A 21,773-nucleotide genomic window follows, 5' to 3' on the forward strand; every position below is an offset into this window, starting at 1 on the left:
CCTGTGGCTTCATCGTCGGCACGCTCGACCCTCCCCCTCCCCCGCCCACGCGGACACAGTGACCGCGAGGCGTCTTCCCTGGCGGGCCAAAGATGTTCACCGTTGCCATACCGTCAACCCGCCAGGCGGGCTTCACGGCATGTGCGGGCCCTTGCGCCGAATCAGCGACACCCGATCAACCACAAGGGTTGGCCAGTGAACTCCGTCCCCAACAAATAGCCGTTGCCGTCTTGCACGAAGGTGATGGCTTCTGCCTGCGCCTGACTCCCGCTCGGAACCTCGACGAGCTGTCCTTGCAGCAGGTCCTCCAGCCGCGCGGCGTCGGGGCGGCGCAGCTCGTACGCGCGCGAGTAGGTGCGCAGCAGCAGCCGCTCACCGGAGGGATGCAGGGAGGCCGCGGTGGTGGCCCGGTCCATCCCGAGCGGCGCCGTCAGCGTCCCCAGCTTCCGGGCCTGGATGGGGGTCTCCACGCTCAGCCCATCCAGCGCGAAGACCTCCCCCAGGGAGTCCAGCGTCTTGGTGATGACGGCCAACCGGCCAGAGCGGGCGTCGATGATGACCGACTCCGCGTCGCGGGGCCCGTCTGGGTACATGAAGGACAGCACCTCCACCGGCACCGTGGCATCCTCGAGCGCCTCCGGTTCTGGCAGCCGGTAGAGCCGCACCTGCTCCCGGCGCGCGAAGTTGTCACCGATGTCCGCAAGATAGACGCAGCCGCGCGACGCGCCCGAGGCGCAGGGCCCCACCGTGACGTCCTCGATGTCGCGAGGGGTGGCCCCGGTGAGCGTCAGCCGGGCGAGGATGGCGCCCTTCGCGTCCATCGCGAACAGCTCGAAGCCGTTGCCGGAGTCGTTGTGCGCCCAGAAGGCGCCCGGGTGGCGCTGGCTGGCGGCCAGGCCGGAGAGTTCGGACAGCACGTCGGGCACGGTGCCGGACCGCTGAGGCTCGCTGTAGAGCGTGCACCCCGGCACGCCCTGGGCAGGGACCTGGTTCGTCGCCTCGGGTGGGGGCGGCGCGGGCGGCGGCTTGGAGCGGGAGCACGCGCCCAGCACTCCGGCCAGCAACGCCAGGAGGAGACGGCGCGGCACGTCAGCTGTCCAGGTCGAGCAGCTTCGCCAACGTCTTGGCATCCGCGTCCGGGAAGCGGTACGCGGACATCTCCTCCAGCGTCACCCAGCGGTGGTCATGCACGCGCAGGTGTTGGATTTCCTCCGTCGGCCGCGAGAGCCGGCAGTGGAAGACGCGGAAGTCGATGTCGTAGTTGGGGTACTCGTGGTGGGTGTGCATGGCCTGACCCAGCACGTCCACCTCCACGCCCGTCTCTTCCTGGATTTCCCGGGCAAGGGCCTCGGCGTCCTCTTCGCCCTCTTCCACGCGCCCGCCGGGGAACTCCCACAGCAGGGGCAGTGACGCGGTGGGGGGGCGCTGGGTGATGAGGTAGCGCCCCTGCTCATTCTGGAGCATCGCACCGACGACACGGACCTGACGGCGGGCCATTCGCTTCTCCTCTTTCTGGCGGGACACCGGGGGAGGGGCGACCTAACACAGCCCCCGCCCGGCGCCAATGCCGCAACCCCAGTCGCCCAGCCTGCGCATGTCCGGGCAACCTGGCCACCCTCCCCCTGGGCCGCACAGTCGCCGCGGACGCCCGGGGGGCTTGCCCCGGCCGACCGCCCCCCGGGCAATGTTCGGGTCCGTGCGCCAGCGCACCGGCATGTGGTGAATTGGATGACGGGAACGCGAGAAGGCGTCATGCTCGGCCCATGACGACGAGTCGTAGGGAAAGGGCCGAGGTGCTCGGAGCGGCACTGAAGGCCGCCCGCCAGCAGGCGGGGCTCGGCATGGAGGAGGTCGCCGAGCAACTGGAAATCCCCGTGGAAGTGCTCGCTCGGGTGGAACGCGGGGTGATGGTGCCGACCATTCCCACCCTGACGCGCCTGTGTGTGATTCTGAAGCTGGACCCGGATGTGCTGCCCGAGCTGCCGGAGATGAGTGACTGACGTCCGGGCGTGGCCGTCCAAGCTCCCGGCCCCGAGCTCCCACGCCCCATGCGCTGCCCCACCTGCCATCGCCGCGTGGCCGAGCGCTGTCCTCGCCACGGCCCGGTCGAAGCGCGTGCCCAAGGCTCCTTGCCGGAGCCTCCGGATGTGGCGGGCTATGTCCTGGGAGCGCCCTTGGGGCGCGGTGGGTTTGGACGGGTATTCGCCGCGCGGCGTGAGGTGGATGGGCAGGACGTCGCGCTGAAGGTGCTGGAACCGCTCGCGGGCGAACGGCTGGGGCGGGAGCTGGAGGCCCTGCGCCGCATTGGCCCCCCCGCCGTGCCACGGCTGCTGGGCGAGGCCACGACCCGCGCCGGTGAGCGGGTGGTCATCATGGAGCGCATCGAGGGCCCGACGCTGGCTCAGCGGTTGGCGAAGCTGCCGGGCGCCGGTGCCCTGCCCTGGGCCGATGCGGCCCCGCTGACGCGAGCCCTGGCGGAGGCGCTGGCCCAGGTCCATGCGGCGGGCGTGGTGCACCGGGACCTGAAGCCGGAGAACGTCGTGCTGTCCGAAGGGCGGCTCGTCCTGCTGGACTTCGGCCTCGCGCGGCTGTCGGCCCAGGATGATGGGGAGGGGCTCTCGCCAGGGCTCACCCGCACGGGTCAGCGGCTGGGGACCCATGAGTACATGTCACCCGAGCAGTGCCGGGACGCGCGATACATCGACGCGCGCGCGGACCTGTATGGGCTTGGGGTCATGTTCTTTGAGCTGCTGTGTGGTCGGCCTCCCTTTGTCGGAGAGGCGGCAGCGGTGCTCCAGGCGCATGTCTCGCGGCGGCCTCCGGCGATGCGGACGCTCGCGCCTTGGCCGGTGCCCGCGGCGGTGGAGGCGTTGGTGCAACGGCTGCTGGCCAAGGTGCCCGAGGACCGGGGAGACAGTGCGCGGTCGCTGGCGGAGGAGTTGCGCGAGCTTCAGGGCGCTGGCGATGCGCTGGGCACCCATGCGGTGTCCGGGGCCCTGGCGGAGAACCCGCGCCGCGCCACGGAGGCGCCACGGACGGACACGGGCCCTTCAACCGCCCCCACCCCAGACGCCAGCCGAGCCACGCGCGACGTAGCGGTCCTCGGTGTGAAGTCCTCACGGGATGCACCGGCCTTGCAGGCCTCCCTCGCCGGAAGCGGCGCCATCCTCGCGCGCGTGGAGCCGGGCCTTTGCCTCTTCGCGTTCCCCCACGAAGCGGCGGTGGAAGCCGGGCTGCGCGCGGCGCTCCGGGCCGCGGAGGTGCTGAAAGCCGCCCTCCCCCCCAACGCAACGCTCGCGCTTCATTGCGCACCGCTGCGCCTTCGTGAGCGTGCAGGCCGATTGACGGTGGGTGGCGCGGCGGTGGAGCGGCCCGAGCGATGGTGGCCATCGCTTGAATCCGTCTCCACCCCGGAAACAGTCGCGCTGACGGCCAGCGCCCGAGCCCACCTGGGCGACCTGCCCTACAGCACGCCGCATGGGGACGCGCTGACATCTCCTGACGCCCTCCTGGGCCGGGACACGGAACGGCAGTGGCTGCGCGAAGCCCTGTCGCGCGTGCAGGCACACGGCGCGCCCGTGCTGCGCACCCTGCTGGCGGAAGAGGGCCAGGGCAAGACACGCCTGCTCACCACGTGGCGGAGCGAACTGGAGGGCACGCCCGGCGTCTCCGTGCGCTTCGTGGAGGCACTCCCGGAGGAAGGGAGCGCGAGCGAAAGCGGTCTGCGAAGTCTCATCAACACCGTCCTCGGCCTGCCATCCCAGACGCCCTCGGATGAAGCGCTGCGCCGGCTGCTCGCGGACGCGCGTCCCCCGTTGGATGTGGCCACCGTGCACCCGGCGGCGCGCAGGCAACTGGTGGCGAGGGCCATCGCAGCGCACCTGTGGCGACTCGCGGCCGCGCAGCCCCTGGTTCTGCTGGTCGATGACGCGCACACGCTGGACCCCACGGCCCTGGATGCATTGGAACTGGCGACGCTCTCTGGGGAGGGGGCCCCCCTGTGCGTGGTGCTCGCCGGCCGGCACCGGCTGCTGGGCCTACGCCCCTACCTGGGGGAACGCGCACGAGACGCCGAACAGCGAGAGCTTCCTCCCCTTCCGGAACAGGATGCGCGCGAGCTGCTTCGCCAGTGGCTGCGCCCCGTAGACCTGATTGCCGAAGGCGTGTTGAGAGAGCTGGTGGACCGCTGCGGTGGCTCGCCGCTGCGCATGCTGGAGACGGTGCGTGCCCTCCGAGGCGCGGGCGCCATCCGCACCCGTCCGGATGGGGGTGGCTACCTCGCCGCGGACGCCTTGAACGGGCTGGCCCCGGACCGCCCGGGCGCGGATGAACGGCTCGCCGAACGAAGCCTCTCGGGCCTGCCCACTGGCATGCGCGCCCCGCTCCAGGTCGCGGCCCTCCTGGGAGACGACGTGCGGCTGGAGGAGCTCACCGCCACGCTCGCCCACCTGGAGACAGACGCGGACCTGGACCTGTCGCTGGACCCGGGCGTCGCGATGGAGCGGCTGGCACGAACGGGCATGCTGGAACCTCGAGGGCCGCGACGCTGGCGCTTCGAACACACCACCCTGCGCGAAGCCTTCACCGCCCTGCTCCCTCCGCCACTGAAGCGGCGCATCTGCACGGCCGCCTTGCGCGCCCTGCCCGCTACGCCCACCGCCCGAAGGGCGCGTCTGGCCGAGTCCGCCGGAGATTCCCTCCAAGCCACGGCGCTCCACTGGAACCTGGCCGAATCCGCTCGCCACGCGCACCGGCTCCTGGAGGCGGAACGGCACTACTCGGCCGCCTTGTCACTGGTGCCGCGCACCGAAGAGGCCGTCCGGCTGGAGCTGCTGTCGGGACGAGGACGCGTGCGCTACCGCCTCCAGCGCATCGACGACGCCGTGGAAGACCTGCGCGCCGCCCGCCTGCTGGCCGAGGCCCACCGCGATGTGGTGCGCGAGGCGGACCTGCTGCTGGAAGAAGCCACCGCCCTCGACTGGCAGGACGACGCGGTGGGCTCCACCGCGCTGCTGGAGCAGGCCCTGCACTGCCTGAAGGACGCGGTCCCCTCGGAGCTGGCCGCACGCCATGCCCTGGCCCAGGCACGCGTCCTCGTGCGGCGGGAGGACATCACGGGGGCCGTGCCCGCTCTGGAGCGAGCCGTGGAGGCCGCGCGGTCCGGCGAGGACTCGGAGACGGAGGCCATCGCCCTGGCCATGCTGGGCGCGATGCTGGCGTGGACCGACCGGCTGGACGAAGCCTCGCGCCGCTTCGACGAAGCCATCGCCCTGTGCGAGGCGACCGGCGACACCCTGCACCTGGGCGTGGCCCTCAACAACCGGATGGTGCTGCATGTCCAGCGCCGGGACGCGGCGGGCGCGCACGCGGACCTGGAGCGCGCGGTGACCCTGGGACGCGAGCTGGGCAACGTGCAGATTGAACGGACCTCCGCCTTCAACCTGGCGCTGCTGCTCGGCTACCAGGGCCGGGCCGTGGAGGCGTTGCCCCTGGCGCGGCGGGCCGGCGTGCTCAGCCAGCGCTTCTTCCCGCGGTCCATGGCCCAGGATGCCCTGCTGGTGGCGCGCCTGTGCTGCGAACTGGGAGACCTGCCCGAAGTCGCGCGTCAGCTCGCCTGGCTCGAGGAGCCGGACACGCGGCAGCGTCTGTCACCTTCGGACGCGCTGATGCTGTCCGTGGTCCGGCGCGTCGTGAACGAGGCTCGAGACGCCCTTCCCTACGGCGCCGATGCCTGGGCCCACCTGGTGGAAGAGTCCCGCCGGTTGGCCACGCCTGATGAGCGGCTGGAGATTCTCGTCTGGGCGGCACGCGCGGCGCGCAAGGCCGGAGACACGGTGACGCTGCGGGCTCGGGTCGCGGAGGTCGAGGAGACCGCACGCGAAGCGCCGCTGTGGACGGACCGCGTCCGCGCGCTGGTGGCCCCGGCCGACAGCCCCTAGTGGGACGGCCACGCCCAGTGCCGGAGCCGAGAACCGTGTTAGCACGGGGTGTCGCAGCAACGGCACGGAGGGACGTCCCATGGCCGGTGGGCCCCCACGCGAACACGCCATATCGCTCTACGGAGACGAGCTGGAACCCGGAGCGCTGGTGGGCGACTGGGTCATCGAGTCACGCGTCCACGCGGGCGTGACCGCGTGGCTCTATCGCGCGTCGCACCTGTCCACCCGGGCTCCCGCCGCGGTGAAGGTGGTGCGTGCCGAGTTCAACCACGTCACCAACGTGCTCCGCCGCTTCCAGCAGGAAGCGGACACGCTCCGGGCGCTGCGCCATCCCCACATCGTGGAGGTGCTCGAGCACGGCGACCTTCGCGACGGACGCCCCTGGCTGGCCATGGAATGGCTGGAGGGCGAAAGCGTGGACCAGTGGCTCACGCACCGAGGCCCCTTCTCCCTCGCGGAGGCGCTGACGGTGATGGAGGAACTGGGCGCCGCGCTGCACTTCGCCCATGGCCGCGGCATCCTGCACCGGGACCTCAAGGCCCAGAACGTGATGGTCATCCCCCTGGCGGAGGGCTTCACGGTGAAGCTGGTGGACTTCGGCATCGCCCGCGTGGAGCAACCGGAGGGACTCTCCGGCCTGACGTCCGGCGGCGCCGTGCTCGGCACGCCCGTGTCCATGGCCCCCGAGCAGATTCGCGGGCAGGCCCTGGACGCACGCACCGACCTGTACGCGATGGGCGTGCTTCTCTACCAACTCCTCACCGGGAGCCTGCCTTTCGAGGGCACCAGCGTGGTGGAGGTCGAGGAGCAGCACCTCCATGCGCCACCACCGCACCTGGATGAACGGGTGCACGCACCGCCAGCACTGGACGCCGTGGTTCAACGGTGTCTCGCGAAGGCCCCTGGGGACCGCTGGCCGGACGTGCCCGCCTTCCTCGATGCCTTGCGCGCGGCGCTGGCGCCCACTCCGGATGAGACATGGGCCGTGGCTGTCTATGTGGACCTCCGCTTCCCGGAGGCCCTGGACGAGCCCTCCGACGCGGACCTGGATGCCAGGGACGCCACGCTGGACGCGACGCTCACCGAACTGGAGACCCGTGGCTGGATGCTCGCCCTGGAGAGTGGCAACGCCGTGCTCGCGTGGACGTCACTGCCTCCCGCCTCCGAGGCTCGTGTCCCTGCCCTGGTGGAAGCGCGTCAGGTGGCGGACGCGCTGCTGCGGCAAGCGTGTGAGGCCGCGGGTGACAGCGTGGAAGTCCGCGTCTATGCGCACGCGGCCCTGTGTGAGCTGAACACGGACGCCCAGGGCCTTCCGAGGCTGGCGGGCGGTGAGCTGCTGCGCCTGGAGCACTGGGCTTCGGGAGGCACGGCGGGCGAGGTCCTGCTGTCGGATGCACTCGCCAGCCGCTGAGCGGGCTACGTCCGCAGCCGGTGCCGGCGCAGCAGGCGGTACAGGTACACGCGGTCCATGTCCGCGGCGGTGGCGGCCTGCGACACCTTGCCTCCATGGAGCTTGAGGAGCGCATCCAGGTACTCGCGCTCGAAGACCTCCAGGGCGCGGCGGCGGGCCTCCGCGTAGGGCTGCTTCGGGTCCACCAGGCTGCGCAGCACCGCTTGCGCGCTCACCTCCTCGGCGTCCGGCGGCATGGCGTCCTGGAAGACGAGGCAACGCTCCAGGTGGTTGCGCAGCTCACGCACGTTCCCCGGCCACGCGGCGTGCTGGAGCTGCGCGATGAACTCCGGCGTGCTCAGCGCCGCGAGCTGCTCGGAGCCGGCCCCGAAGGCCGTGAGGATTCGCTCCGCGATGAGGGGGATGTCCTCGGGCCGCTCCCGCAGCGCGGGGATGATGATGCGCACCACCGCGAGGCGGAAGAACAGGTCGGAGCGGAAGCGCGCCGCGTTCACCTCGGCGCGCAGGTCCCGGTGCGTGGCGGCGATGACGCGCACGTTGACGGGCTGGTACCCGTTGGCGCCCAGCCGGCGAATCTCCTTGTTCTCCAGGACGCGCAGCAGCTTCGGCTGCAGTTCCGCGGGCAGCTCGCCAATCTCGTCCAGGAAGATGGTGCCGCCGTCCGCCTCCTCGAAGGCGCCGACGCGGCGCTGGATGGCGCCGGTGAAGGAGCCCTTCTCGTGGCCGAACAGCTCGCTCTCCAGCAGGTTGCCGGGAATGGCGCCGCAGTCCACGGTGAGGAAGGGCCCCGAGGCCCGGGCGCTGGCCTGATGGATGGCGAAGGCGGCGCGGCTCTTGCCCGTGCCAGTCTCCCCCTCCAGCAACACCGTCGCGTCGCTCGCGGCGGCTCGCTCCATGAGAGCGAAGCTGGCGCGCGTCACGGGCGACGAACCCACCAGCTCACCGAACGTCGTGCGGTCGGAGATGAGCAGCCGGTTCGTCTCCGGGCTGAAGTCGAACCGGACGCTCACCCGGCCCAGGCGCAGGATGCTTCCGCCGCGAAGGTACGCGTCGCGCACGTGGACGCCGTCGAGCACCGTGCCGTTTCGGCTGTCCAAATCCCGCAGGCGGGCGCCGTCGTGGTCGACCTTCACCTCGCAGTGGAAGCGCGAAACGGTGGGCTCCTCGATGACGAAGTCGTTGAGCCCATGCGAACCGATGGAGAACGTGTCCGCGTTGCTGTCCTTGGACTGCCCAGGCTGCGGACCTTCGAGGACGGTGAATCGGAAGCGGCGAACAGCGCCCGAGGTCCCGGGCCTTCCTGTGCCTGTGGGCCGCGTCTGCTGGACGGAATCAGGCCCTTCGACTGGACGGCCCGCCCCCTGGGGTCGCTCGGTGTGACTCATAAGGGATGGACGCTATCACCGTGGACGCCACACCAGCGCTACCGGAGGCCCCATTCGACGACGAAGTCCGGCCCGTCCTCCGCGCGAGACAGCCGGGCAAACGACTCCGGGCGTTCGTCCCCCGTCCACAGACCGACGAGGTCGCCCAACAGCCAGTGGGACAGTGAGCGCGCCACCCGCTGCACCCCGTCTCGCGGAACACCCGACAGCGAGCGCTGCGATTCCATCATCGCGCGCACCGTTCGCGACGGAACCACCCAGCACTCGGCCCGAGGAAACGGAGGCGCCAGGAACAGGCAGAACGCGGCGTCGGTCCGCAGCAACTGCGCGTCCAGGTGCTCCCGGCCCAACCGGAAGGCGGGCAGCCACTGACCTTCTCCACGCTGTTCGAGCTTCACCACCTGCACGGACACCACGCGCCGCGTGCGCAGGAAGTCGCCCACCGCCACGTCGAGGACGAAAGCCACCTCCACCCCCAGCCGCGCGGCGGCCAAAGGCGGAGGCACGGCGTCCGGAGCCGCCTCGCCGTCCACCGGGACAGGCTCGGGCACGGGCTCCGGTTCACGGCGCCGGACCGTCATCGACAGCTCCCACGGAGAGGGCTGCCCCTGGGCCATCAACGCGGCGACGTCCGCCTTCACCCGCGCCAGCTCGGCGCGCAGTGCTTCGAGCAGGTCCGCCGCCAGCGTCTCGGTGTCCTCGCGGAAGCGCTCCGGATAGCGAGACGAGAACTCCGCCTCCACTCGACCGAAAGCGCCCAGCAACAGCTCCTCCAGGTCCCGGTCACGCAGCCACGTCCGGCCTCCGAGCGGCACCGCGCGCGTCACATGCAGGTGCCGCAACGCCTCCGTCAGCGTCGCGGGGCCCGAAGCCGGCGAAGGCTCCACGGGGGCGCCCGGCTTCCCCTTCGCCGACGGGCCCTGGAACCAGGACTGGAGTGTCCGGACGCGGAGGCGAACGCGTGACGACGGGTGCTCCTTCAGCCGCTTCACCTGTCGCCGGTCGGTCGCGGTGCGCACCAGCGCCAGCACCGTGAGCTCTGCCTCGGACGAAGCGGCATCCGGCGCGCACCAGAGGAAGAACTCGATGGCCGCCTTGCGCAGCACGGGCTTGCGCCCCACGCGGTCGGCGACTTCCTGACGCCACGCCGCCAGCTCGTCCAGACCGGGCCGCACGGCACCGGGCATGAAACGAGGCCACAGCTCGGCACATTCTTCCGCCAGCCAGTGGAGCTGGTCGAATCCCGGCGCCCCCGGCTTGAGCTTCGACAGCGCGCGCTTGCGGCGGTCGAAGGCATCTGGCGCGCCCTTGCGCACGGCGGCACGGAACAGCCGCTCCTCCAGCCACAGCAGCGTGAGCACCAGACCCGGCTCGCCCTTGCGCAGCGTGGCCTGGCAGTGGTCGAGCACGAAGCGCACGGGGCCCAGGTCCGCCGAGGCCTCGAAGTCGCCGTTCACCAAGGCGCCCAGCGCCCCGCGCAGGCCGTCCACCGGTGGCGCATCGAAGCGCGCCAGCAGCTCGCACAGGTTCTCCACCACCTCGGGAGGACCGCCGACCTCCAGCGTGCGCGACAGCAAGAGCCCCGCCCGAGCGCACCAGTCCGGCTCCTTGCGTCCACCGGGGTAGCACGCCAGGAAGCCACTCATGCCGCTGCGGCCCTCCGGCGACGTCGCCAGCGAGAAGAGGCGCTCGGCCAGGACCTCCGAAGCTTCCCGCCACGGCAGCCGCGCGGCCCGTGTCCGGATGAACTCCGCCAACCGGTCGCGCCCGTCCGCCGCCGTCGCCGGCATCAGCGCGCGCAGTTGCTCCAGCAGCGCAACGGACTTCGCGCCGGTGCCCAACACTTGACGCAGGTCCACCTCCACCGCGCCGTGGAAGCGCAGGGACCGGCCGTCGAAGGTACACGGCGCGTCGCCGACGAGGGACTGGAGCGCGTCCGGGTGCCGCTTCAGGATGCGCGTCAGCACCGTGGTGACGGTGGCCTCCGTCTCACGCCGCACCCGCGCGGCCGTGTCCGCGTCCCCCACCTGCAGCAACGCGGCCAGCATCGTCTCCTGCCGCGCCATCAAGCGCGGCAGCAGGCCCCGGGGCGGCACGGCGTAGGGCCACAGCAACTCACTGCATGAAGAGAGCAGGAACAACAGCTCGCCGAGGGTCCGCTCGCCCTCGTCCAGGCGGCTCCAGGCCGCCGCTTGCGCCAGGGTGCGCTCATCCAGCGAAGCGCCTCGCACCCAGGCGGCGAAGGACTCGCGCCACTGGGTGGACGCGGCCATGGCCTCCGCCGCGGGCGTCCCCGTCACCGTCTCATAGAGGGACCGGAGCGACTCCGGCCACCCGGTTTCATTGACGGGCTGCATGCTCTCTCACGCGCCTCATGCCACCGCGCCAGCGGGCAGGGCCCGCGATTCTCCGGCCGGGGTGATGCTGATGACCACCGACTTCGACGTGGGCGTGCGGCTCTTCTCCGCGAAGCTGTTCACGGGAACGAGGACGTTGGCCTCGGGGAAGTAGGTGGCCGCGCACCTGCGCGGGATGTTGTACGGCACCACGCGGAAACCACGCGCCAGCCGCGTCTCGCCTTCGAAGTGGCTCCGCAGGTCGACAAGCTGGTCCGCGGCCAGCCCCTGCGCCTTCATGTCGGCGGGATGCAGCAACACCACCCGGCGGCCATTGCGGATGCCGCGGTAGCGGTCATCCAGCCCGTACACCGTGGTGTTGAACTGGTCATGCGTGCGAATCGTCATCATCAGGAGCTGCCCCGGCTCCAGGGCAATGGGCTGTAGCGAATGCACCGTGAAGTGCGCCTTGCCACTCGTCGTGGTGAAGCGTCCCTCGCGCGGACCGTTCGGCAGCGCGAAGCCGCCCGGCTCCCGCACGCGGCGATTGAAGTCATCGAAGCCGGGGATGACGCGCGAAATCTGCTCCCGGATGCGGTCGTAGTCCTCCACCAGCGACAGCCAGGGCACGCGAGAGCGCGCCCCCAGCACCGCCGTCGCCAGCCGGGCGACGATGACGGGTTCGCTGAGCAGGTGCTCCGACGCGGGCGCCACCGAGCCCCGCGAAGACGACACCACGCCCATGGAGTTCTCCACGGTGACGAACTGGGCCCCGCCGGCCTGCACGTCGCGCTCGGTGCGGCCCAGGCACGGCAGGATGAGCGCCCGCCGTCCGTGGACCAGGTGCGAGCGGTTGAGCTTGGTGGACACGTGGACGGTGAGGCGCGTGCGGCGCAGGGCCTCGGCGGTGAACTCCGTGTCCGGCGTGGCGGAGAGGAAGTTTCCACCGAGCGCGAAGAACACCTTCACCCGGCCGTCGTGCATGGCGTGCAGCGTGTCCACCACGTCCATGCCGTGGTGCCGCGGCGGCTCGAACCCGAACTCCCGGGACAGCGCCGTCAACAGGGCCTCGGGCGGCTTCTCCCAGATGCCCATGGTGCGGTCGCCCTGCACATTGCTGTGACCACGCACCGGGCACAGGCCCGCGCCCGGCTTGCCGATAGCGCCGCGCAGCAGCGCCAGGTTGACGATTTCCTGAATGCACGCCACGCCATTGCGGTGCTGCGTCAGCCCCATGGCCCAGCAGAAGATGGTGCGCTCGGAGCGCGCGAGGATTTCCGCCGCCGCGAGCACCTGCGCGCGCGGCACCCCACTCCCCTCCTCCACGTCCTCCCACTTCACCGCGCGCATGTGGGCCGCGTAGGCCTCGAAGCCGAGCGTCTTGTCGTCGATGAAGCCCTTGGCCACCACCGAGCCAGGGTTCGCGTCCTCCATCTCGAACAGCGCCTTGGCGATGCCCTGCAGCAGCGCGGCGTCACCGTTGATGCGGACCTGAACGAACAGGGAGTTGAGCGCCGTTCCGGGCCCGATGAGGTGCAGCACGTCCTGCGGGTGCTTGAAGCGGTTGAGCCCCGTCTCCGGCAGCGGGTTGATGCTGACAATCTGGCAGCCCCGTCGCGCGGCGGCCTCGAGCGACGACAACATGCGCGGATGGTTCGTCCCCGGGTTCTGCCCGATGACGAAGATGGCATCCGCCTGGTCGAAGTCCTCCAGCGTGACAGTGCCCTTGCCGATGCCCACCGTCTCGTTGAGCGCGGAGCCACTCGACTCGTGGCACATGTTCGAGCAGTCCGGCAGGTTGTTGGTGCCGAACTGCCGTACGAAGAGCTGGTAGAGGAACGCCGCCTCGTTGCTGGTACGCCCGGAGGTGTAGAAACTCGCGGCGTCTGGCGTGTCGAGCGCGTTCAGCTCCTCGGCCACCAGCGCGAAGGCTTCGTCCCAGGACAGGGGCTCGTAGTACGTGGCGTCTTCGCGGAGCACCATCGGGTGCGTCAGCCGGCCCTGCTTGCCCAGCCAGTGGTCCGTCTGGAGGGCGAGGTCCGCCACGCTCCATCGACGGAAGAACTCCGGCGTCGCCCGCGCGGCCATGGCCTCTTCCGCCACCGCCTTGGCGCCGTTCTCACAGAACTCCGCCATGGAGCGGTGTCCCGGGTCGGGCCACGCGCAGCCGGGGCAGTCGAAGCCCTCCTTCTGGTTCACCTTGAGCAGCAGCTTCGTCCCGCGCACCACGTCCATTTCACCGTAGACGTGCCGTATGGCGGAGATGACGGCGGGGAGGCCGCCCGCCACCGTCGCGATGGGCCCCACGGTGGGTCCACGGGCCTCCTCGGGAGGCTGGGCGCAGGGCGTTGCCTTCGTGAGCGCGGACGACGCTCGCGCGCCAGGCCCCTGTGCGTTCCGGTTCCCGTCGTCCATGGCACTCCCTCCAGGCATCGCGCGGCTGGCTGGCCGCGGCTGTGGACTCTACCGCGCTCTGGCCGCGCGGGAATGCTCATGGAACGACCGGCGCCTCCCCCGGCATACAGCGGCCACTCCGGGGCCCCCATGCCCGGCCGGGCCTCTGACGGGGCCTGCCTGCGTTGCCAGCGGCGCTCGCGGTCCAGAACGTCAGGAGACAGGCCCTGGGCGAACGCTCAACGAGAGGAGGCCATCCAGATGAACGGCAGGCGCGATGACGACCGGCGATGGGGAGACAGGGAGCGGGAGCAGCGGTCCTCGAGGGGCTGGGAGGACGAACACACCCATCCGAGGGACACCTGGGCCCGCGCCCCGGCCAGGGATGCGCACGGCGACGAGCGCGGGTCCGAACGCAGGGGCGACTTCGAGCGGGAGGACGCCAGCGCCGAGCGACAACGGGACCAGCACCGCCGAGGCGGTTGGGCCTCCGAGGATGATGCGTTTCCACGCACCTTCGACAGCGAGCGGCACTTCCGGGACGCGGCGAGGGACCGGGACACACGCGATTACCAACAAGACGTGGACTTCGGACGCGCCGCGCGCGCCCTGGACCAGGGCCGGGAGTATGGCCGCGACTTCGACCTGGACCGGGAGCTGGACCGCCGCGCCCGGCACTTCGACCCGGAGCGCATCGCCAGACGGCCCGGCTACAGCCCCAGCGGCACGTTCCGCGAAGTCGCGGAGGACTGGCGCCTGGAGCCTCCCTACCTCGGCGTCCTGGAGGACGTGGGGACGGAGGGAGGACGCCGGGGCGGCCGTGAGATGCCAGAGCGCCGGGGGCACGGCGGGAGGCGCCATGGCCACCGAGGCGCCGACGACGCCCACGAGCGCCGACGACGGGAAGCGGGCGGCATGGACCGGGGCCGGCCCTGGCGCGCCGCCGGCCACATGGCCGAAACGGATGTCCGCTACGGGGGCACACAGCCTGCGGGCCATGGCCCCGGTGTGGAGAACATGGCGCCACCGTGGGATGGGTACTCCACCAGTCCGTCACGCCCGGACGACCACGACCTGGGGCAAGGTGGCTTCTCGGGTGGGCGCTACCGGCCCGAAGGCCCTGTGAGGGCGCCCCCCCGGGGACGCGCGCCGCGGGGCTACCGGCGCTCCAGTGAGCGAATCCTGGCGGACCTCTGTGACGGGCTGATGCAGAGCTGGGTGGACGCCGCGGACGTGGACATCCGTGTGCGGGACGGCGTGGTGCTGCTGGCCGGCGTGGTGCGCAGCCAGGATGAACGGCACGCGACGGAAGCGCTCGCCCGGGACGTGCTGGGAGTGAAGGAGGTCATCAACGACATTCGCATCGACCGCGAGGACGGCGTCGTGGACCGGCCCGCGTCACGCAGCCCCGTCCAGACTCCGGGCATGGACGCCTCCGACGACGACACGCTGCATTCGTGAGGCGGCGGACGCGACGCGGCGCGACGCGGACATCGCGGTGGCCCGGAAGCACCCCGGTTCAGGTAGTGTGCCGGGCCTTTCCGTCCGCCACACTCTAGGAGTCCGTTCATGTCCCGCGTCATCCGCGCCCCCCACGGTTCCACCCTGTCCTGCAAGGGCTGGGTCCAGGAGGCCGCGCTCCGGATGTTGATGAACAACCTCGACCCGGACGTCGCCGAGCGCCCCGAGGACCTCGTCGTCTACGGCGGCACCGGCAAGGCCGCCCGCGACTGGCCCTCCTTCGACCGCATCGTGTCGAGCCTCCAGAACCTGGGCGACGATGAGACCCTGCTCGTCCAATCCGGCAAGCCCGTGGGCATCTTCCGCACGCACCCGGACGCGCCGCGCGTGCTCATCGCCAACTCCAACCTCGTGGGCCGCTGGGCCAACTGGGAGCACTTCCACGAGCTGGAGAAGAAGGGCCTGATGATGTACGGCCAGATGACCGCGGGCTCGTGGATCTACATCGGCACGCAGGGCATCCTCCAAGGCACCTACGAGACCTTCGCCGCCGCCGGCCGCTTCCACTTCGGCACCGACGACCTGGCGGGCCGCCTCATCCTCTCCGGCGGTCTGGGTGGCATGGGTGGCGCGCAGCCGCTGGCCGCCACCATGAACAACGCGGTGTTCCTCGGCGTGGAAATCGACCCCACGCGCGCTCGCCGCCGCGTGGAGACGCGCTACCTGGACGTCGTCGCCAAGGACCTGGATGAAGCGCTGGCCCTGGTGAAGGACGCCCAGGAGAAGCGCGTGGGCCGCTCCATCGCCGTCATCGGCAACGCGGCGTCGGTGTTCCGCGAGCTGTACCGCCGCGGCATCAAGCCGGACCTCGTCACGGACCAGACGAGCGCCCATGACCCGCTCAACGGCTACATCCCCACGGACCTGTCGCTGGAGGCCGCCGCCGAGCTGCGCCAGCGGGATCCGGAGACGTACGTCCGCCGCGCGCGCGAGTCGATGATGATGCACGTGCAGGCGATGAACGACTTCCAGAAGGCCGGCAGCCACGTCTTCGACTACGGCAACAACCTGCGCGGCCAGGCGGAGCTGGGCGGCATGGAGAACGCCTTCGAGTTCCCCGGCTTCGTCCCCGCCTACATCCGTCCCCTCTTCTGCGAGGGCATGGGGCCCTTCCGCTGGGTGGCGCTCTCCGGTGACCCGGAGGACATCCGCGTCACCGACCGCGTGGTGCGCGAGCTGTTCCCCCAGAAGGCCTCGCTCCAGCGCTGGCTGAACATGGCCGAGGAGCGCGTGGCGTTCCAGGGCCTGCCCTCGCGCATCTGCTGGCTGGGGTATGGCGAGCGCGCCAAGGCGGGCCTCGCGTTCAACGAGCTCGTGCGCAAGGGCGAGGTGAAGGCGCCCATCGTCATCGGCCGGGACCACCTGGACTGCGGCTCGGTGGCGTCGCCCAACCGCGAGACGGAGGCGATGAAGGACGGCACGGACGCGGTGGCGGACTGGCCCATCCTCAACGCGCTGGTGAACGCGGTGAACGGCGCGTCGTGGGTGTCCTTCCACCACGGCGGCGGCGTGGGCATGGGCTACTCGCTGCACGCCGGTCAGGTCATCGTCGCGGACGGAACGCCGGAGGCCGCGCGCCGCATCGAGCGCGTGCTCACCAGCGACCCCGGCATGGGCGTGCTGCGCCACGCGGACGCGGGCTACCCGGAGGCCATCGAGGTGGCGAAAGAGCGCGGCGTGAAGATTCCCGGCATCACCACCTGAAAATGAAGCAGGAGGCCGCAGTGAAGCGCTTGTGCGCGGCAGGGGTCGGACTGTGGGGCGCCGCCGTCGTGGGACTGACGGGGTGCGCCCCCACGGCGATGGGCCCCATGGTGATGCGGATGGGGCCCGGGGCGCCGGACCGCAACGTCATGCAGGTCGGCATGCGCTCCGGCCCCCGGCTGAGCGCGCCCATCGCGGGGACGCAGGGCGGCCTCGGAACGGGAAACAGCTTTCGGGGAAACGAGTCGAGCTTCTCCACGCAGCAGTGGGGCGTGGCGTTCGACGCGGCCCTGACGGTGCCCGTGTCCGAGCGGCTGCACCTGCACACCGGGCTTCAGGGCGAGTTCCTCCTGCCCATCCCGCTGCCCGGGTACGGGCTGTACGCCGGGGCCTCGTACTACGTGGGCTCGGAGCGGCTGGGCCTGGCCCCGGCGTTGTCGCTGCGAGGCGCCAGTGATTTCGGGGTGGGCACCCCGCGCGGCGGGCCGGGCACCATCTTCGGCGCGGAGGTGTCGTGCGCGCTCACGATGCAGCCGGAGAAGAACGTGTCCATTGGCCTGGTGCCCTTCGCGTCGTGGCACACGGTGGCGTCGCACGGGCGCAACGAGCAAGCGTTGTATTACGGCGGCGTGGTGGCGGCGCGCATCTCCTGGGGCGGAAAGAACGACTTCGAGCTGTCGGGCGGGTTCGGCCGCGCGAAGGTTGGCAAGGGTGTGAGCTGGAACGTGCCCATCATGGGCGCACGCGGAGGACGTTGAGCCATGGACGTGCTGGACCTGCTGGTGCGCAACACCTCCGAAGTGCTGACGGTGGAAGGCTCGCACCGCGAGCGCGCGGAGGACGCCCTCACCCCACGCCCAGGTGCGGTGGTGGGTGTGCGTGAAGGACGCATCGCCTACGTGGGCCCCGAGGCCGGCCTCCCCACGGGCGCGGTGGGCCCTGGCACCGAAGTCGTGGACGCCCAGGGTGGCTTCGTGGGCCCCGGCTTCGTGGACCCCCACACGCACCTCGTCTTCGCCGGTGAGCGCTCGGCGGAGTTCGACCTGCGCAACCAGGGCGCCACCTACCTGGAGATTGCCAAGGCGGGCGGTGGCATCGCCGGCACGGTGCACGCAACGCGGGCCGCGAGCGAGGAGGAGCTGGTGCGGCTCGCCCTCCCCCGCACGAAGCGCCTGTTGGAGCAGGGCGTCACGACGGCGGAGGTGAAGAGCGGCTACGGGCTCGACCTGGCGACGGAGCTGAAGATGCTGCGCGCGGTGCGGCGGCTCGGGACGCTGACGCCGCTGGAGCTGGTCCCCACGCTGCTGTGCGCGCACGCCGTGCCGGAGGAGTACCGCGGCAAGCGCGAGGACTACGTGCGGCTGTGCATCGAGGAGATACTTCCCGCCGTCGCGCGCGAGGGGCTGGCGCGCTTCTGTGACGTTTTCGTGGAAGACAGCGCCTTCACCGTGGACGAGGCGCGCCGCATCTTGAGCGCGGGCCGGGCACTGGGAATGGTGCCGCGACTGCATGCGGACCAACTCACCGCGTGTGGTGCCTCCGAGCTCGCCGCGGAGCTGGGGGCCGCCACGGCGGACCACCTGGAGCAGGTGACGGACGCGGGACTCAAGGCGCTGGCGGACGCCAACGTCACGGCGGTGCTCGTTCCCACCTCCACGCTGTTCCTGCGCATGCGGCCCTACGCGCCTGGACGCCGCATCCGCGATGCGGGGCTCAACGTCGCTTTGGGCACCAACGTCAACCCCGGTTCCGCCATGAGTGAAAACACAGCACTGGCGCTGGGACTTGCGTGTCTGGAAAACGGGCTTACTGCGGCAGAGGCGTATTGGGGAGCCACCCGTGGCGCGGCGATGTCCTTGGGGCTGCAACAGCACGGAAGGCTGACCGTGGGTGACGCGGGCGACCTGGTGGTCTTCAGCTGTGCTTCGTACCGCCACCTGCCCTACCATCTAGGGGTAGCGCACGCGCGAGTGGTCGTGAAGGCCGGACGCATCGCTGTCCGGCAGCAGATGGATGGTTGCGCGTGAACCGGCGTCGCAGAGACACAGCGGCTCCGAGTGGATAAAGACGGAACGACATCCGTCAGGGCCGGACGTTAAGAATATTCGTTGCTAGCCATGTGCCGACTATTTGGATTCCGTTCAGCGATTCCTGCCGCCGTACACCCCTCGTTGGTAACGGAGAAGAACTCGCTCCTCATCCAGTCGCGCGAGCACAAGGATGGATGGGGCATCGCGGCCTACGGCGCCGAGCAGGCGCCGGTGGTGGCGCACGGTGTGGGGCCCGCGCACAGCGACCCGGACTTCGAGCGGGTGAGCAGCCGGGTGTCCTCCCACACGGTGGTGGCGCACATCCGCTTGGCCTCGGTGGGCGCGGTGGAGCTGCGCAACTCGCACCCCTTCCTGCATGGCCGCTGGTCGTTCGTGCATAACGGTACGCTGCGGGAGTTCGCGCAGCACCGGGCTGCCGTGGAAGCGCTCATCTGCCCGAGCCTGCGGACGAACATCAGGGGCACCACGGACAGCGAGCGGTGCTTCTACCTGTTCCTCACCCGCTTGGGTGCCCGGCATCCGATTGACCGGCAGGTCCCCGTGGAGGCCGTGGCGCGCGCGCTGGCGGAGACGATGTCGTTGGTGGCCGCCATCACGGATGCCGTGGGACAGGATGGCCGCTCGGCGATGAACTTCCTCGTGTCTGACGGCGAGTTGATGGTGGCCTCGCGGCGCAACCGGACGCTGTTCGTGTCCACGGGCCCGTCGCGCGACGACGTGTCGACGCTGCCAGCGCCAGGGACGAAGCTGGAGCAGCTCGTCGTGGCAAGTGAGTCGCTGTGTGGCGGGCCGTACTGGGCACCGGTGGCCGAAGAAGACGTCATCGGCGTGGACGCGAACCTCGTGTTCCACCACTGGCGCGTGCCGGAGCTCGCGGGCCCGGACCTCTTCCCCGCCGTGAAGCCGGCCGCGTCGCCCAATCTGGCCTGAGGGCTTTGGAGACCCGCGCTGATGGCAGCGCGCTGGTGCTGCGAGGTCGCTGTTCGGAAATGTCGGGACTTTTGTCGCTTCGAGTCAGCCCATCCACGCGTCAAGCAACGCCGCGGGCCGTACACCGAACGCCTCCGCCGTCAGCTCGCGTGCCTCGCCGCCCGCGTGCTTCAGCGTGACGCGCAGGTAGTCACGCGGCGCGGCTTGCGGAATCTTGTCCAACCACTCCACCAGCATCGCGCTCTCGGTGCCTTCCAGGTCCAGGAAGCCCGTGGCGTACAGGTCGTCGTAGTCCGTCAGCCGGTACAGGTCCGCGTGGTACAGCGGGATGCGTCCCGAATACGGATACACAATCGCGAACGTGGGGCTCGCCACCTCGGAGCGAGGAACGTTCGCCCCGTCCGCCACGCCGCGCACCAGGTGCGTCTTTCCCGCGCCCAGGTCGCCAATCAGCCCCACGAAGTCACCGGGCTCCAGCAACTCACCCAGTCGCACCCCCAGCCGGTGCGTCTCCTCGGGAGACTCCAGCCGTACCGTCCGCACACGCGCAGCCGACGCTTCCGTGCTCATCGCTCCCACCGCAGCCACACCTCGCACAGCCCCTGCTCCACGATGTCCCCTGCAACCAATCCCAGTTGCCCGCGCTTCGCCGCCGCCAGGTCCCCAGCGAGCCCGTGCGCATACACCGCCGTCCAGATGGCCGTGGGCACCGGAAACGACTGAGCCAGGAACGCGCCACAAATCCCGGACAGGACATCCCCCGAGCCCCCCGTCGCCATTCCTGGGTTGCCCGTGGTGTTGAGGTACACGCGCCCGTCCGCGTCACTCGTCAGCGTCCGGTCTCCCTTCAGCACGAGCGTCACCTTCAAGCCCACGGCGAACTGCCGCGCCACGTCCAGCCGGTGTGCTTGGACTTCCTTCGTGGACTTGCCCGTCAGCCGGGCCATCTCTCCCGGGTGCGGCGTCATCACCACCGGCGCCTTCGCCCGGCGCAGCACCGACAAGTCCGTGGCCACCGCATTGAGCGCGTCCGCGTCCAGCACCGCGGGCACCTCCACGCGCGACAACAGCTCGCCAATCAGCGCCCCCGTCTTCGGCCCCCGAGGAATCCCCGGCCCGATGACGAGCGCATCCTTCCCCTCCGCCGCCGCCACCAGCGCGTCCAGGTCACCCATGCCCAGCGGCCCGGAAGCCTCCAGCGGGATGCCCATGATTTCCGCTGAATGCGCCTGGATGGTGTCCAGCGCATCCGCGCGAGCGGCCACCGTCACGAGCCCCGCCCCGGAGCGCAGCGCCGCCTTCGCCACCAGCGCCGCGGCCCCCGTCTTTCCCCGGCTGCCCGCCACCACCAGCACGTGGCCAAAGGTCCCCTTATGAGAGCCCGCCTTCCGCGCCGGCAATGTGCGGCGCGCGTCCGACTCCTCCACCACGAAGAGCTCGGGACCGGAGACCTCCTTCGAGGACTCGCCGCCCATGCCGATGTCCACCCGGTGCACGCGGCCACACAGCGAGGCCCCCGGCTCCAGCACCTGCCCCGGCTTGAGGAAGCCGAACGCCACGGTGGCATCCGCCTCCACACACGGCGAGAAAGCCGCTCCCGTGTCGCTCTGAAGCCCGGACGGCACATCCGCCGCCACGACCTTGGCCCCTGCTGCCCGCCAGCCGCGAATCGCCGACACGGCGTCCGCGAAGGCCCCCGCGGGCGCACGACTCAAGCCCGTGCCAAAGAGCGCGTCCACCACCACGTCACCGCGCCTGGCCGGCTCCACGGCCTCCAGCGTGCGCGGCGTCACACCGAAGCCCTTCACCGCCTCCACGTTCCGGCGCGCCTCGGGCGTCAGCTTCGCGGCGTCGCCCACCATCACCACCGACACGCAGGCGCCGCCCTCCCGGAGGAAGCGCGCGGCCACCAGCCCGTCCCCTCCATTGTTGCCCGGTCCACACACCACCACGTAGCGCCCACCCGGGCCGATGAGTCCCCGAGCCACCTCCGCGAGCCCCCGCCCGGCATTCTCCATCAGCAACGCGGAGGGCATGCCGTGGCGGGCTTCGGCGGCCTGCTCGGCCTGACGCATCTGGGCGGCGGTGAGGACGCGCAACAT

At 70.9% G+C, this 21,773-nt stretch carries 15 protein-coding genes; 8 read left to right on the forward strand and 7 right to left on the reverse strand.

The window, feature by feature from the left end:
- Positions 1-161 precede the first annotated feature (161 nt).
- Together FMP39_RS23985 and FMP39_RS23990 are read right to left on the reverse strand one after the other, a co-directional pair.
- Complete coding sequence (locus FMP39_RS23985) at positions 162-1,088, reverse strand: hypothetical protein (RefSeq protein WP_141592557.1); 927 nt, start codon at positions 1,086-1,088, stop codon at positions 162-164.
- A gap of 1 nt (position 1,089) precedes the next feature.
- Positions 1,090-1,497 (reverse strand): (deoxy)nucleoside triphosphate pyrophosphohydrolase, encoded by a 408-nt coding sequence (locus FMP39_RS23990; protein WP_090490760.1) that lies wholly within the window; start codon positions 1,495-1,497, stop codon positions 1,090-1,092.
- A 266-nt stretch (positions 1,498-1,763) separates the two neighbouring features.
- Between FMP39_RS23990 and FMP39_RS23995 the strand changes: the two genes are divergently transcribed.
- The 3 genes from FMP39_RS23995 (at position 1,764) to FMP39_RS24005 (ending at position 7,350) form a co-directional block, all read left to right on the forward strand.
- A complete protein-coding gene (locus tag FMP39_RS23995) occupies positions 1,764-2,000 on the forward strand; it encodes a helix-turn-helix domain-containing protein (RefSeq protein ID WP_013940940.1) in 237 nt (78 codons plus the stop codon).
- A 147-nt stretch (positions 2,001-2,147) separates the two neighbouring features.
- Positions 2,148-5,939, forward strand: a complete 3,792-nt coding sequence (locus tag FMP39_RS24000; protein WP_228558288.1) for a serine/threonine-protein kinase — start codon at positions 2,148-2,150, stop codon at positions 5,937-5,939.
- Between the two features lie 79 nt (positions 5,940-6,018).
- Positions 6,019-7,350 carry a serine/threonine-protein kinase gene (locus FMP39_RS24005; protein WP_141592559.1) on the forward strand — a complete coding sequence of 444 codons (1,332 nt, stop codon included), beginning with the start codon at positions 6,019-6,021 and terminating at the stop codon, positions 7,348-7,350.
- 5 nt (positions 7,351-7,355) lie between these two features.
- Here the strand turns inward: FMP39_RS24005 and FMP39_RS24010 are convergent, their stop codons facing one another.
- Genes FMP39_RS24010 through FMP39_RS24020 form a run of 3 tightly spaced genes read right to left on the reverse strand, consistent with a single transcriptional unit; the run spans position 7,356 to position 13,486 of the window.
- On the reverse strand, positions 7,356-8,735 hold the full coding sequence (locus tag FMP39_RS24010; protein ID WP_141592560.1) for a sigma 54-interacting transcriptional regulator: 1,380 nt from the start codon (positions 8,733-8,735) through the stop codon (positions 7,356-7,358).
- Positions 8,736-8,773: 38 nt separating this feature from the next.
- The gene (locus FMP39_RS24015) at positions 8,774-11,092 is read right to left on the reverse strand and encodes a hypothetical protein (protein WP_141592561.1); all 2,319 of its coding nucleotides are present in this window, start codon (positions 11,090-11,092) and stop codon (positions 8,774-8,776) included.
- Positions 11,093-11,107: 15 nt separating this feature from the next.
- On the reverse strand, positions 11,108-13,486 hold the full coding sequence (locus tag FMP39_RS24020; RefSeq protein ID WP_141592562.1) for an FdhF/YdeP family oxidoreductase: 2,379 nt from the start codon (positions 13,484-13,486) through the stop codon (positions 11,108-11,110).
- 240 nt (positions 13,487-13,726) lie between these two features.
- Here FMP39_RS24020 and FMP39_RS24025 point away from each other — a divergent pair, with 240 nt between their 5' ends.
- From FMP39_RS24025 to FMP39_RS24045, 5 genes are all read left to right on the forward strand, one after another.
- Positions 13,727-14,926, forward strand: a complete 1,200-nt coding sequence (locus FMP39_RS24025) for a BON domain-containing protein (RefSeq protein WP_141592563.1) — start codon at positions 13,727-13,729, stop codon at positions 14,924-14,926.
- A 108-nt stretch (positions 14,927-15,034) separates the two neighbouring features.
- On the forward strand, positions 15,035-16,690 hold the full coding sequence (hutU, locus tag FMP39_RS24030) for a urocanate hydratase (protein WP_011554344.1): 1,656 nt from the start codon (positions 15,035-15,037) through the stop codon (positions 16,688-16,690).
- A 2-nt stretch (positions 16,691-16,692) separates the two neighbouring features.
- A complete protein-coding gene (locus FMP39_RS24035) occupies positions 16,693-17,448 on the forward strand; it encodes a hypothetical protein (protein WP_141592564.1) in 756 nt (251 codons plus the stop codon).
- A 3-nt stretch (positions 17,449-17,451) separates the two neighbouring features.
- Positions 17,452-18,717, forward strand: coding sequence for an imidazolonepropionase (hutI, locus tag FMP39_RS24040; protein WP_141592565.1), 1,266 nt, complete (start codon positions 17,452-17,454; stop codon positions 18,715-18,717).
- A 90-nt stretch (positions 18,718-18,807) separates the two neighbouring features.
- Positions 18,808-19,671, forward strand: coding sequence for a class II glutamine amidotransferase (locus tag FMP39_RS24045; RefSeq protein WP_141592566.1), 864 nt, complete (start codon positions 18,808-18,810; stop codon positions 19,669-19,671).
- An 84-nt stretch (positions 19,672-19,755) separates the two neighbouring features.
- On the opposite strand, the gene tsaE is transcribed toward FMP39_RS24045, so the two are convergent.
- Entirely contained in the window at positions 19,756-20,241 is a 486-nt protein-coding gene (gene tsaE / locus FMP39_RS24050) for a tRNA (adenosine(37)-N6)-threonylcarbamoyltransferase complex ATPase subunit type 1 TsaE (RefSeq protein WP_141592567.1), read from the reverse strand.
- A complete protein-coding gene (locus FMP39_RS24055) occupies positions 20,238-21,773 on the reverse strand; it encodes an NAD(P)H-hydrate dehydratase (RefSeq protein WP_141592568.1) in 1,536 nt (511 codons plus the stop codon). Before FMP39_RS24055 ends, tsaE begins: the two co-directional genes overlap by 4 nt.

Origin of the sequence: Myxococcus sp. AB056 (assembly GCF_006547365.1) — a bacterium.
GTDB classification, from domain to species: domain Bacteria; phylum Myxococcota; class Myxococcia; order Myxococcales; family Myxococcaceae; genus Myxococcus; species Myxococcus virescens.